Origin of the sequence: Oscillatoria sp. FACHB-1407, assembly GCF_014697545.1 — a bacterium.
Taxonomy (GTDB): Bacteria; Cyanobacteriota; Cyanobacteriia; order Elainellales; family Elainellaceae; genus FACHB-1407.
Window position 1 is genome coordinate 45,974 of sequence record NZ_JACJSA010000011.1, and the last position, 14,118, is coordinate 60,091.

Annotated in this window: 11 protein-coding genes; 4 read left to right on the forward strand and 7 right to left on the reverse strand. The window is 49.7% G+C overall.

Annotation, left to right across the window (positions count from 1 at the left end):
• The first annotated feature begins 116 nt into the window (after positions 1–116).
• Complete coding sequence (locus H6G89_RS18530) at positions 117–719, forward strand: Uma2 family endonuclease (RefSeq protein ID WP_190509116.1); 603 nt, start codon at positions 117–119, stop codon at positions 717–719.
• Positions 720–794: 75 nt separating this feature from the next.
• The gene (locus tag H6G89_RS18535) at positions 795–1,328 is read left to right on the forward strand and encodes a Uma2 family endonuclease (RefSeq protein WP_190509118.1); all 534 of its coding nucleotides are present in this window, start codon (positions 795–797) and stop codon (positions 1,326–1,328) included.
• 128 nt (positions 1,329–1,456) lie between these two features.
• On the opposite strand, the gene H6G89_RS18540 is transcribed toward H6G89_RS18535, so the two are convergent.
• The 7 genes from H6G89_RS18540 to H6G89_RS18570 all read right to left on the reverse strand — a co-directional run bounded on the left by H6G89_RS18540 (position 1,457) and on the right by H6G89_RS18570 (position 11,147).
• A complete protein-coding gene (locus H6G89_RS18540) occupies positions 1,457–2,209 on the reverse strand; it encodes a hypothetical protein (RefSeq protein WP_190509120.1) in 753 nt (250 codons plus the stop codon).
• The gene (locus H6G89_RS18545; RefSeq protein ID WP_190509122.1) at positions 2,202–4,724 is read right to left on the reverse strand and encodes a CHASE2 domain-containing protein; all 2,523 of its coding nucleotides are present in this window, start codon (positions 4,722–4,724) and stop codon (positions 2,202–2,204) included. Before H6G89_RS18545 ends, H6G89_RS18540 begins: the two co-directional genes overlap by 8 nt.
• Positions 4,724–6,088, reverse strand: a complete 1,365-nt coding sequence (locus tag H6G89_RS18550; RefSeq protein WP_190509124.1) for a DUF1822 family protein — start codon at positions 6,086–6,088, stop codon at positions 4,724–4,726. Before H6G89_RS18550 ends, H6G89_RS18545 begins: the two co-directional genes overlap by 1 nt.
• An 8-nt stretch (positions 6,089–6,096) precedes the next feature.
• Positions 6,097–7,512 (reverse strand): hypothetical protein, encoded by a 1,416-nt coding sequence (locus tag H6G89_RS18555; protein ID WP_190509126.1) that lies wholly within the window; start codon positions 7,510–7,512, stop codon positions 6,097–6,099.
• Between the two features lie 149 nt (positions 7,513–7,661).
• Positions 7,662–9,830: a S8 family peptidase gene (locus H6G89_RS18560; RefSeq protein WP_190509128.1), complete on the reverse strand. Its 2,169-nt coding sequence runs from the start codon at positions 9,828–9,830 to the stop codon at positions 7,662–7,664.
• A gap of 127 nt (positions 9,831–9,957) precedes the next feature.
• The gene (locus tag H6G89_RS18565; protein ID WP_190509130.1) at positions 9,958–10,143 is read right to left on the reverse strand and encodes a hypothetical protein; all 186 of its coding nucleotides are present in this window, start codon (positions 10,141–10,143) and stop codon (positions 9,958–9,960) included.
• A gap of 107 nt (positions 10,144–10,250) precedes the next feature.
• Positions 10,251–11,147, reverse strand: coding sequence for a Uma2 family endonuclease (locus H6G89_RS18570; RefSeq protein WP_190509132.1), 897 nt, complete (start codon positions 11,145–11,147; stop codon positions 10,251–10,253).
• A gap of 278 nt (positions 11,148–11,425) precedes the next feature.
• On the opposite strand from H6G89_RS18570, the gene H6G89_RS18575 reads away from it, so the two are divergent.
• Both H6G89_RS18575 and H6G89_RS18580 read left to right on the forward strand, forming a co-directional pair.
• On the forward strand, positions 11,426–12,931 hold the full coding sequence (locus tag H6G89_RS18575) for a tetratricopeptide repeat protein (protein WP_190509134.1): 1,506 nt from the start codon (positions 11,426–11,428) through the stop codon (positions 12,929–12,931).
• An 11-nt stretch (positions 12,932–12,942) separates the two neighbouring features.
• On the forward strand, positions 12,943–14,034 hold the full coding sequence (locus H6G89_RS18580; protein WP_190509136.1) for a CHAT domain-containing protein: 1,092 nt from the start codon (positions 12,943–12,945) through the stop codon (positions 14,032–14,034).
• Positions 14,035–14,118 lie beyond the last annotated feature (84 nt).

The window sequence follows — 14,118 nt, forward strand, 5'->3', positions numbered from 1 at the left end:
AAGAGAATCGATGATTTTGATAGAAACAGAACGAAGAGGGCGATCGCTTTCTCTCAATAGGTTTCTCTCATCTACAATTGAGACTAATGGCATATCAGGCATGACAAAGAGTCATTATGACAACGCTCTTCATCCAAACCGAACTCATTCCCCTCACGGTCAACTTCCCTGCGATCGCCTGCATGACCCACACCCAGTTCTACGAATTCTGCCAAGCCAATCGAGACTTACGAATCGAACGCACTGCCACTGGAGAAGTCATCATCATGCCACCGACCTTTTCGGACACTGGCAACCGTAACATCAAAATTTCACAACAACTTGCAAACTGGGCAGATCAGGATGGCATGGGTGAGGCGTTTGACTCTAGTACCGGTTTTACGCTGCCCAATGGAGCGACGCGATCGCCCGATGCATCTTGGGTTCGATTAGAGCGATGGAACGCCTTAACGGAAGAACAGAAAGCGTCATTTGCGCCGATTTGTCCCGATTTTGTGATTGAGTTGCGCTCTTCTAGTGATACCTTGGCGGGGTTGCAAGCCAAATTGCAAGAGTATATCGATAATGGAGCTAGATTAGGATGGTTAATCGATCGCCAAAATCGAACGGTTCACGTTTATCGTCCTGGTCGAACGCCTGAAATTTTGGACAACCCTGAAACCGTTAGCAGTGATCCAGAGTTGCCAGGATTCGTTCTACAACTGACAAAGATTTGGTAACAACTATTAGGATTGTCTTAGATAGCATTTAGTAACCTACATTCAGTCAATTGGATTTAAGATTAAGGCTGACAAATGGCAATTCTTCTGCATCACTGGACAGTAGAAGACTATCACCGGATTGTTGAAGCAGGCATTCTATCTGAGTCTGATTGCGAACTGCTGCAAGGAAATATTGTCGATATGCCACCCGAAGGACCTGAACATGCCCATCGGTGTGAAACGACTGCTCGTTATTTAGAGCGATTGCTGGGAGATGGATGGTGGTCCCGTCAGGGTAAGCCCATATCGCTAATTGACTCTGAACCCCAACCGGATATTGCACTTGTGCGTGAGGCAGATTACAGCGATCGCCATCCCAGCGCAGAGGATGTGTATCTGATTGTTGAGTACGCTCGCACAACTCAAAAACAAGATAAAGGCATCAAGCGTGAAATTTATGCAGAAGCTAAGATTGCTCATTATCTAGTTGTCGATTTGAAGGAGGGTTGTGTCATCTACTACACTAACCCGATGAATAGAAATTATATGAAAGAACAAATCTTTCATACAGGAATCATTCAAGTTGGAACGATTAGCATTGATGTGTTGAAGTTACTGAGATCATAACTTCTGCATATTTTCAATGAGGTTGAAAACCAGGCATTGGGGGAGAATCCCCCAAACCCCTAGCAGAAGATGTTTCGGCTAACCCAAAGGTGTGCTTCGTATCTATACCGAGTGCGGGTGTTTCTGATCTATGACTCACAAACGCTGTTCGTCAAAGTTTGTAGTCGCTCACTCAGTTGGGGTGTAGGAGTACTCACTCTATACAGAATTTGTAAGCCGTCGGATAGTAAGCCTTGCTGCATCAAGTAGTTAGCTTGACTGATGGCAACGTCCTGTGATGTGTTCTGTGTGTGATCGCCACTCAATTGCTGCAACCCAGCGGTGATCTGCTCTCGGCGATCGCCCGCCAACACTTCAAATGTGTAACTTAAGGTTTCTGGTTCCCAGGTTTGGGTGGTGGGGTTCTGCCGTTCAAAGGCGAGTTCCCACACGTAAATCTGCCCCGGTTGGAGTGGATTGCCCTCAAATAATGCGCGTTGATCCGCAGGGGCAAGGTCTTTTTCCCAGGCGATTTCATTGGTTTCCAGGTTATACACCTGAATGGAGGTGACGCGAATCACCGTTGGGTCAGTGCGCCAGAGAAACAAGGGGCGATCGCTCCAGATGACGGCTTCTGTTTGCAGGCGATCGGTTGCGGGAGAAATGGCACAAATGGCACCCCGACGAATGCCTTCTCCTCTAGGGCGGCGATTTTGCTCAAAGGTTTGCTCCAGGTTGTCTAGAGGCGATGTCCGTTGACGAATAATTCCTTCGTCTCTAGGACGGCGACGATTTTCAAGCTCTTGATCAGAGGGAGGAGTGGATTGCGCCAGAACGGGCACTGTTATCAGGGGAGCGATGAAAACCAATGCAATGAGACTACTTCGATATAGTTTAAGCATGACGTTTTCCTTTAGAGTTCAGTAGAAAATACACCCAGAGTGTGACCGATGGCAAAAGCCAGGGCACAAGAATTGCAGCCGAAATATAAAGCTGTAAACTAACCCCTCCATAGAGAACCGTAGCCCCTGTCAAGCCAATCAAACGTTGTTGACGAGTCCACTTGAATTGACGTTTCTGTATTCCTATAGTGACGACTTTGCTGATTAATGCAGTCATCCCAATCAGCCAAATGTCGGGAATGGGTACGACTAATCGCTGATTCAATAGATGATGCACCATGTAGGCATGGGCTTCGACTCCGGTCAATTTAGGGAGATAGCTCGGTGTATTGGCAGACTTACCATCTGAAAAACGGGCTGCATTGTTATCTTCTGGCAAGCGATCGCGCCAGTAAGCAACAGCGGAGGGTAACTCATACTGGTCATCAAAGCCTTCTCCGTCAGTGTATTCTCCTGCCCCAATTATCACCACTTGGGTTGGTAAGTTGGATAGTTCTACTCCTTCTAACACTCGCCATGCGGCAACGCGGTCGTAGATGCGGTCAGGAGGAATGGAGTAATCGATGATGGGTTCTAACCAGACTAAGCCCAATTGTTCATAGGACCAGGATGAGATGGAAGAAAGGCGCGATCGCCACAACTGATCCAAGCGGGAGTTAGTCGAACTGGTGGGGTAAATGTAATTAACTGCCTGAAGCCGTAAATCCCGTTGGCTGCTTAACTGGGGTTGGGGCAGATCCGCCAGTTGTTCTTGCTCAGCGACCTGGATCAGGGTCATGAGATACGCGAATGGGCAGGTTTCACGGCAATCCTCTTCGGGGTAGGGCAGGGTAACATAGCGGGGAAAAAAGAAGACATGCCCCTGCAAACTCCATTCTCGTTCAGCGATACCCTGCTCCTCAGCGGTGAAGATATTCTCCGCCTCAAATTGATTGAATTGTGTCCCAAAAACAAACCAGGTTTGATTCGTTGCGATCGCCCGCTGCAACGATTGGCGCAGAATTTCCTCACCCCCAATGGAGCGATCGAGCAGGTAATCAATCCCAATAATTTCAGCATTTTGGTTCGTTAATTGATTAATCAAATCAGCCAGATAGGTACGATTGATGGGAACGGGTTTCGCAATGCGATCATCTCGCCGAATGGAGGCTTCATCAATTTGTACTAAAGCCACTGGTGGAACGTCTGCTGGAGGAATTTGTCGGGTCAAATCGCGGTAGATTGCCTGCGTCCAGACCCGCCAATCGAGCAAGATTTGCTGAGTTTGAGGCATTGTTCCCACCAGCAATAGAACGGCTAAACCGATCGCCTCCCATTGGGTCGGTAAACTTTGCTGGAGTCGTTGCCGCCATCCAAAGGGTGGAATGCGAAATAAAACAGCATCGGGATGACAAAAAAGAGAAGGAACCAGATATGCCGATGGATACGTCAGGTTCTTCTCCAGACGTAAAAATTGAGAAGCAGAAATGAGAGCTTCGTGGACATCTTTGTGTTCTGCTAGTGTTTGTAAAAAGCGAATTAAAAATTCCTGGGCGACCCGATTATGAATCGGTTCACGCATGATCGCGACTTGACTAAAGCCCAGATCAATTAAGGATTCTGCAATGTTCAACCCACTACAGGAATTGAAAATCGCAAATTGCAATCCTCGTTCTCGTGCAGTCGTCAGGGGAGCCGCAATCTCTTGAATGACAAGGGAAACTCCAGGAGCGATCGCTAACTCTCCCCCTGTCACTTGAGTCTCATTACTGTGCCCTGCAAAGAACAGCACATCCCACCCTTGCTCATCGGCAATTGCCGCTCGAATGTTGTCCTTTACCTCAGTCGGGCTTTGTCCCGGTTGCCAACCCAAAAAATGAATGTCTGCCATGCGAGAGAGCGATCGCACTGCCTCTCGATCTGCCTGAAAGTTTAACCCCGTCTCATCTCCCATAATGGCTAAGATGCGTGCTCGTCCTCGATGAGGTCTAACGGATGTGGTTTCAGCGTGGATGTTGGCAGGGGTGCGAACCATGCGAATCGTTCCCGTTGCGGCAAAGTCGGCTCCAATTTCCCACATTTCCCAGGGAAAGCGTGCCAGAGTCAGGGGGGTACAGGTCAAAAAGACCGTAACGATGGGAAGTTCCACCTGGTCTTGTCGAGTGGCACGGGCGATCGCTGAGCGAATTTCAAACAACTCTGCACTGCGAAGCCAACGATGGAACTCATTTAATAGCTTTGTTTCGGCTTCAACTAATTTAGTGTGCCAGTCTACGTCAGAGGGGGCGATCGTTCCAGTATTCACCACTCGTCCCCGCAAATCTGAGTTGCTGTTAGTTGGGGAAATCGGAGCGAGCGGCATCTGTACCGTCTTATAAAAGCTCAGATAAAGTCTACGCCATTCTTGATACAACCCTGTCAAACTATCGGGATAGGGGAGCGTTGTCATGAGTTGCTGCCCTCGCCCCCACGTCAATTCAAAGACGCATGTGTGTTCAATCTGTTGAATTTTGAGGCGAAAGACAGGTGCATTCATTACACGGCCCTCTCAGGGTTGAAAGCGAAACAGAACGTCACGGCTGCACCCTGGTTGAGGTTAATCCTCACCCAAAACTGTTCATCCAATCCCCCAACGACCTGAGCATAAAGGTAGGAATCAGGAGCCTCCTGGGTCAAGGTTCGTTCGACCAACACCTGCCATGCGTCGCGAACTTGCAGTTTGACTCCTGCGGGTACGCTAGCACTCTGTTGACTACTCACGACCACCAGCAGCGTCCATTCTGGAGCAGCATTCGTCACAGGTAATGCCCACGTCAGGACATATAACCGCAGGGCAACATTTCCCCACCGTAAATCCCGATACGCTCCTCGTGCTTCTGGAGGAATGCCTACGGCTTGCTGTTGCAACTCACTGACAACCGTTTCTAATTCCTCCTGCACCGATCGCATCTCTGCTAAAGCAGGGGAAAAAGCAGGCACTAAAGTCCAGGAGAGTTCCTGGGCTAACTCATCGAGTTGATCTTGTAGCCATAGCCCCACATTAATCGCTTGCTGCCCTAATGTTTGGACTTGATTCCAGATGGCAGATAGCCCTTCCCGCAATTGGTTGACAGTGGATTGCTCCTGCGTCGTGGGCTGTTGCGCCTGGTAGAGCCATTCTGCTAACTCCGGCGTCGTTAAAATCAGGGATAACTCTTCCCAATTCAGCAGTTGCTTAGGGGATACAAGGGGCGATCGCAGTTGGGGCAGTGCAGCCAGCAACTTATCCTGCAAGCCGTCAGCAGGGGCTACGGTTGGAGTGACTGTAGGCAAAGGAACGGTTGCCGGGTCGAGATATCGCAAATCTAATAGTAAAGCGGCTGAGTCAGGATTAAACCAATTGAGGGGGAGTACGCACTGCCAATCAGAGACGGAGGTGGAACCAGAGGCTTGGCGTTCCAGCCATTGGTCATAGCGCAAGTAGCCATGCACTCGCACTTGCATTTGTTCCTCTTTGATCTCCATTAACACGTAGAGATGGGGAATCAAATCAGGCAGATCCACAATAGCTCTAGGCACACTCACCGCCGTATCTGCGACACTACTAACCGCAATTAAGCACACCTTAAAACGTCCGACGGTGAGATGGCAGACCGCATCGACTAAGCTGGCGATCGCAGGTTGGTACAGCGAACTGTTAGTATCCTCAATTCGTAAATCCGGTGCCCACTCCTCTAGCCACTGCTCAAAGCCTGAGAGAGCTAAAGCGTGGAGGTAGACCGACCATTGCTGATCCGCTTTCGTGATTGGTTCACTCAATTGCAGGGCACGGTCGATCTGCTCTTGAGACATCTCAATGCTTTCGTCGCTGAGGGGTTCCCAATCTATTAAATCTGGGGAATTAAAAGGTTCTTCCATCATGGTGTTTATCATACGGCAGTTCTCCGAGTATCTAAATGGCGACATAACCGACGAGCGAAGAGGCTCTCCAGGGGGCGATGCTTGGTAACGACCGATTCTGCTTCAGCTTGCTGTATCACCGTTTCAATCTGTTCATTCAATGCCACTTCAATGCGCTGATCCAGGTTATGCAGTTGTTGGGCATCGACGTAAGTTTTCGCTTTGTGCAAAATGCGATCGCTCAACAGGGCTAACAAATACTGCCTCACACTGGCACGAAACTCTTTGAGCTTCATTAATCGGCTGACTTCAAACTGTGCGGCTAGTCCCACCTGGGTGGCAATCTCTCCCATTGCCTGTCCTTGGCAATGAAATAACTGTAGTGCTTTCAGGAAAGGTTCTCCTTTTTGTCCTTTTTTGCGTTGTAGATAGGTGAACCGTTCATTAGTTGCCTGCTCAAGCGACTCATCTAAACACTGCAAAAATTGCTCCCGGTAAAACATGAGAAACTCATTTTGTTCTTCGTTGGTTTCGGCATCAGGTGCTGGGAGAGCGATCGCAACCGTTTGGGTTTCAGGCTCATCCAGTGAACTTGTAGGCGGTGAACCACTGCGAATGGCAACTCGATACTGTCGGACTTGGGTTGCCAGGGTTTGCAGATGTTTCAGAGCGATTTGGGGCGACAGGGGTAGAGTTGTGAGTTGTTGGTAGTAATCCGCAATGCGAATGAGTTGCTCTGGTGTAGGGGGTTTGCACTGCTCCTTGCCTTTGACAATGCCTGCTCTTCTGAGTTGCAATCGGTCTTGGCGATACACCAGATGATATGCCTGCAATAACTTGCTCGATCGCTCCACTTCAATCGCCGTTAACGCATGGAAAGACAACAGAATCCGTTGTGCCTGCTCTGGGCTGGTGTCATTCAGAATCGACCAATCACTGGCTAAATACACACCACACTCGCGTAAAAACTGGTTTAGCTCCCGATAATTGCGAACCAGGCGCATTGTCCAGGTGCTCAAACTCGCTCGACTCGGATCAAAGGTTTCCAGAATGGTTGTAGCCAGGGAGCGATAGGTTGTCGGGGTGCGTCGCTGGGATCTGAGTTTGCCATCGTCGTCCAGAACAAGGGGGAACAGGTCATAGCGGGTAAACCCATAATGGAACCCAAAGTTTTGTTCTAAGCGAATGCACATTTGCTCAACCTGCGAGGAGATAAAGCACCGCAGACACAACTCCGCTAAGTCTTGGTCGGCGGCTGAACGGCGATCGCTCCTTAGCACCTCCAGCAATCTGATTTGGAGTGGGTTATCTGGTACTTCATCCAGGGCAAGCAATTCCGCACACTCCTGTTGAAGAAACGTTTGGGCGATCGCCAGAGCAGTTGACCGTTGCCGTCCACTTCCGTCAATTTGTACGAGATACCAATACTTTGAGGCAGACCCCATGATGTCTCACCACGTCTAAATGAACTGTGATCAAAACTGGAAACGCTTCAATTATTTCATCGACCGAAGATTAAGCAAACAGCATTTAGTTTGACCTGCCCTATCCTAATCCTGCGTGAGGATGAGCTATGCACATTTGAGCATGAGGCTTATCGTCGAGCCGCTCGCACCGCTGCCTCTGCATTCACCAAACCTCTGCCAAAGAAGTATTGCTCCGCAGAGACGGGTTGGGGAAGTGGGAAAATTCCAGACAATCGATCTTGCATCAGGGTTAATCCCACATCCCGTTGCAGGCGGTATCGATTGGCATCTCCTTGAGCCAGCGTTAATCCCTCATAGCTGGCTGTGTTCTTGAGCAACTGGGTGAGGCGATCGCGGTTGAGGTTAGGATTCACACCCCGCATCAAGGCAACAACCCCTGAAACAGTGGGAGCCGAGAAGGAGGTGCCCTGCACCTGAACGTATTGTCCAGTCGGATCAAGGGCTGCTCCCCAACCAGACTCTGGAGTAGGTAAGTTTTGCCAGAATCCGTCTACCCACGTCCCTCCAGTGGTTAAAATCCCACCTCGAAGTGCCAGGGTGGTTTCTCCTCCCGGTGCAACCACATCGAGCCGTCCGCCATAGTTGCTGTAGAAGGTGCGCTTGCCCTCCAGGTTAGTCGCTCCCACAGATACGACACCCGGAATCGCGGCGGGAAAGCCAACACCATCCACGGCATCATTGCCTGCTGAGGCAACAATAATCAGGTTGGGATTGGCATCTAAAACCTGAAAGATCTGGTCAGTAAGTCCCTGATCGGGCATCAGCCCACCCAAGCTCATATTGATGACATCAACATCTCGACTTGCGGCATAGGCGATCGCCTCAATCAAGCGAGCAGCGGTAATCTCACCTCCCAGCCCAAACACGCGCACCGGGAGGATTTGGGCTTTAGGCGCAACCCCGATCGCCCCTTGTCCATTGTGGGGTTGAGCTGCAATCACCCCGGCTGACCAGGTGCCATGAAACTCCGCCGAAATATCTCCACGAATGTAATTGCGAATCCAATCAGCGGCTTGACGGTTAGATAACTCTGGGTTACGAGTGCGGAGCCGCTCAGTTAACTGAGGATAGGTTTCTAGCAAGTCAGCATCTGAGAGGCGAAACGTATTTTGAAAGTGAGGACGCAGGAAAGCTACTTCTTCAGCACTGATGCGTGTATCTGGATCACCCGTCACACATAGATCCGGCTGAGTTGAACTGCAAGCTAAAGTATCAGCCGTAAAATCCCACCCGTGAACTTCTCCGGGTAAGGCATCGGCTTGAGCCGTCACCGTGTGTAAGTTATTGGCGAGATCCGGATGATCCCACTGGATCAAGCTGTCGATCACAGCAACGACCACTCCATCTCCCTCGTTGCTAATTTCCCAAGCTTCTGTGGCACGAATATCAGTGCGGGGCAGGAGCCGACCCCGGTAAGGGATGCTGTTGAGGTGCCATGCTAGCGGCAGGAGATTGCTCTGAAACTCTGCTTCAAGGGTTGGCAAACTTGCCAGGGTTTGTTGCAACTGAGGATTGATATTGGAAGTGATAACCCCATCTGCCTGCACTCGGTAAGAGAGAGCCTGAATAAAGTTGGGAGTGGCAGATTGAACGCCTGGAATGCCATTGAGTTGATTAGCTGCTGTTAGGATAGCTGTGCCTCGTTCGGTTCGAGAACGCACTAAGTATCGATTTTGCGTGAAGCGCAGTGGGCGAACGATTTCCAGGCGATATCGATTCAGCAGCAGTTGAATTTGGCTATTGGAGAGATCTGCATCAAAGCTGACTAGAATTTCATTGGGCAACACAACATCGGAAAGACTTGTCTCCTCTCCAGCATTGTCAACCGATAAAACAGGGAGAGTTTCTGAAACGTAGTTCTGTTGGCGAATACTTTGCTCCACTGTAGCAGTATCCGCTGCATCGACTGGTATTGTTACTAACGCATACCGCTCTCCCAGAGGTTGCACTTCCACTTGAACGGACAAGGAATCGGGTGGTGAAGCCTCGCCTCTAGTGGCATTTCGGCTAGTACTTGGATTGTCTCCTTGCAAGTCTTGTTGCAGTTGCAGATACAACGGTAGCCGAGAACCTCTGGTGTTAGCCGTAGGACGAAACTCAACGGCAATGACATCCTGCCGCAAATTTAAGGGAATGCGGCGATCATAGAAGGTGTAATACAAATCGCTGACAGTTGAGGTCTGGGCGATCGCTGTCGTCTCTGAAGTCGGTGGAGCCAGGTGAACCGTGCCAATCAGACAACTGGTTAACAACACACTGGATAAAAAGCGTCTCATGGAATTGCCCTCTTGAGTGCTGAAGTGGTTGAACACTCCTATTTAGCAGGCTGAGGGAAGTATGCAGTTTTTGCAGGAGTAGGGGGAGTACGGGAGTGGGGGAGTAAACTATCACCTCATCACCCCATCACCCCCCCTGGGATTTGTTAGAAATCTCGACGTTGATCTTAATGCCCTTCTTCAAATATTTGCCGATCGCCTCTCCCAACACTTCTTCTTCAGATCTCGGTGGAGGGGCAGGGGGCTTAGGTAATGACGAAAAAATTAGGGCTAACAACAATAATGCACCAACAAACGCATCCATCTTAGTCAATGCTCCTCTGTGAACGATTTCAGGTTTGATGGCTTCTCATATTGCACCTAAATGGAGGGGTATGCATTTATTCCAATTGAGCTGGTCATTAGGAGGTTGGCGATCGCTCACAGGCGATTCATTTGTTCTGCTGATAAGCCCAACAGTTCTGCAACTTGTGCCATTGTCATTCCCGTCGCCAGCAAATTTCTAGCGGCTTGTAACACCTGAGCCTGAGCCTGTTCTTTTTCTAGCCGTTCCTGTTCTTTTTCTAGCCGTTCCTGTTCTGTATCGGTCAATTGCCAATTGCCATTCTCATCACACCACCGTAACCATGTGCTGTGAACTCCCTCAAAGATTCCTTCCCAAAGTCCAAGCCCGATTTGCAGATCTGCTAACCAAACCAAAGGATTGCTCTGATGAATGGGCTGTTCTTGATACCGTCCTCCAACCCATTGAAAATAGCGTAGCCGTTGTTTTTGTCGGCTGTAAACCAGGTAATGCGGCACTCTCAATTGCTGTTCATACACTGTGAATTTTTCTAGAGGGCGTTCTGCCTGAGAAACTTGCAGATCGGTTGATAAGTCAGAAATCCCTTCTTCCACTGCATCCTCGACTTGATAAAACCGCCCCAGGTCTTCTCGCTCGGTGCCAGGAGATAAAAACTCAATCACAACGTGAGGATTTTGTCCCTCTTGCCAGGTGACATAACTACGCCGAAAATCTTGCCCATTGTAGAGCCTGGGAACGCCCACCGCTAAGAACCAATCGGGGCGCTTGTACCACAGTGGATGATGGACATCGTAGTAAAGGTTGAGGTCAGATCCGGTAAACCATTGATCGCGGGAGTATTCTGCCAGAGATAAGGTACGGCTCAGTAGTTGAGGCTGTAAATCATGAAATTCATCTGGCAATCCCGGTTCTCCTATATATTCACTGGGCAAATCATACATAGTGGGCAGCGTCTCGCTGGGGGGACGAGGCGGCTCAGTTTGAGGAATGGAGTACCCGGTCTTCAGAGTCATGGCTGCACTGAGTGTTGATGTCTTCCATCTTATCTGGTTGTTATCAAAGATATAGGCGATCGCCCTCTTTTCCCATTCACACCCTTAACCTCTGCAATCTTGCATAGCTGCTTCGAGTTTGGGAATATGCGGCTAGTGATGGGTTGATGGGTTGATGGGTTGATGGGTAAAGAAGAATCTTACTCATCCACCCTCCCACTCATCCACCCTCCCACTCGTCCCCTCACCCACTCCATCACTTCCCCGCTCCCCCCACTCCATCACTCCCAAACCCTCCCATGAAGCCCCTACCTCATATGCTCTGGTCATCTTGCATCGCAGTTGCCACGACTTCAGGCGTGATTGCTGTACATCCTGCATTTGCTTCCCAGCGATTTGAAGACGCAACTGCTCCTCTACAACGCTCATTCGTTGCTCAAACGCCATCAGCAGAAGACCGACTAGCAGAAGCTGATCGCTTCTTACAGCAAGGCATTCAACAATATGGTCGCAGCCCATTTCGAGAGGCGTTGCAGTCCTGGCAGATGGCTCTGGAACTTTATCGTGAAACTGGCGTTCGTGAAGCGTTTCCGCAAGAGAGCCGACAGGGAGAAGGCAATTCACTGGGCAATCTGGGCATTGCATACAGATCTCTAGGACAATATCAACGGGCGATTGACCATCTTGAGCAACAGTTAGTGATTGTGCGCGAGATTGGCGATCGGCATGGTGAAGGGGTTGCATTGGGCAATCTGGGTATTGCATACGCTTCTCTGGGGCAATATCAACGGGCAGTCGGCTTCTTCGAACAAGCGTTAGTCATTGCACGAGAGATTGGTGATCGACGGGGGGAAGGTGCTGCATTGGACAATTTGGGCATTGCATATAGCTTTTTAGGACAATATCAACGGGCGGTCGGCTCTTTTGAACAAGCGTTAGTCATCGCACGAGAGATTGGCGATCAACTAGTTGAAAGCAATATACTGGGAGATCTGGGCATTGCATACCGTAACCTAGGGCAATATCAACAGGCAATCAACTTCTCTGAACAAGCGTTAGTGATTGTGCGTGAAATTGGATATCGAGAGGGAGAAGGCAATGCACTGGGTAATCTGGGTAGTGCATATGTCTCTGTAGGGCAATATCAACGGGCGATCGCATACTATCAGCAAGCACTCGGTATTACTCAAGAGATTGGCGATCGAGCAGGAGAAAGCAGTATTCTTAACAACATTGGTCGTTTGCTAGCTCAACAGAACCAGCCAGAATTGGCAATTGTGTTTCTCAAACAATCGGTGAATGTGCGTGAGTCGATTCGGGGTGATATTCGCGGGTTATCTCAAGAGCTTCAGCAGTCTTACACAGAAACTATTGCCGATGATTATCGTGCTCTGGCTGATTTGTTGCTACAGCAAAATCGTATTTTAGAAGCGCAACGAGTGTTAGACCTGCTTAAAGTGCAAGAACTCGATGATTACCTACAAAATGTGCGCCGTACAGCACAAACCCAAAGTGGTGTTGACCTGCTCAATCCTGAAGTTGAAATTCGCAATCGCACTGTTGCGATTGGGTATGAACTGGCAGACCTGCGTGCCATCCCCTATGCTCAGCTAACCAATCAACAACGCCAACGGATCGCTCAACTCAATGAGGCACAACGGACGATTATTAACGACTTTCAAGGGTTCATTAATAGCCCTGAAATTCAAGCTCTGATCGCTCAACTAGACGCTGATATTCGAGAACAGGATGTGCTGGCTGAACTCGATGAGTTTATCAACCTGCAAAACAACTGCGGGATTTGAGGCAAAATGTAGTGCTCATCTATCCACTGATCCTGCCCGATCGCCTGGAACTGGTCTTGATTACGCCCAACAGCGAACCTGCTCGTTATCCTGTTCCAGTCACTCAAGCTGAACTCAATGCTGCGATCGTTGCCTTTCGACAAGCCCTCACCGATCCCACCAGTGGCGCCCCCAGAGCCGTTGCCCAACAACTCTATCAATGGCTGATTGCACCGATGAGAGACGACCTGGAGGCGATTGATGCAGAAACGATTCTCTATGCTCCAGACGGGGCGTTGCGCTACGTTCCTCTGGCGGCACTCCATGATGGCGACCAATGGCTGATCGAACGCTTTCGCATCAATCACATCACCGCTGCCAGTCTGCAAGATTTCACCCTCCGCCCTGATCCCCAACCCCAAATTTTAGCCGCTGCCTTTAGTGAAGGTTCCTTCCAGTTTCAAGTCGGACAACGCTCCTTTTCCTTCGGGGGTTTACCCTTTGCAGGTATAGAAGTGGAGAAACTGGCAGAGGCTTTCCCTGGTACGACTCAATTTATCAACGATGCCTTTAGCCGCACTGCCGTTGAACCTGCTATGGATAGCCACACCATTGTTCATCTGGCGACCCACGCCACATTTATTCCGGGGTCTGCCAGTGATTCATTTATCCTGTTTGGCAATGGCGATCGCCTCACATTACAAGAAATCAAAGAACAGTGGCAAGGACGGTTCAATCAAGTCGATTTAATTGTCTTAAGTGCCTGTGAAACGGGTTTAGGTGATGCAGGCTTAGGAACGGGTGAGGAAATTTTGGGCTTTGGCTATCTCATGCAAGAAGCCGGAGCAGAAGCGGCGATCGCTTCCCTCTGGCAAGTGGATGATGGCGGAACGCAGGTGCTGATGAATGCCTTTTATGCAGGTTTAGGAAACGGCATGACTAAAGCGGAGGCACTGCGGCAGGCACAAATCGCTCTGATTACCGGAGACTTTACTGCTGTCGGCAGTGACAGAGGCACGATCGAAATTCTCAGCACTCGTACAGGTTTACCGCAAAACGTGAGCGATCGCCTCGACCATCCCTACTACTGGGCACCCTTCATCCTGATTGGCAATGGCTTGTAACTGGGTGCGATCGCTTTTCTGAGAAGGTCATAGGCGGTGGATGGCAGGTGGTATAGCAACAACTATCCGCGTCCTGCCATAACT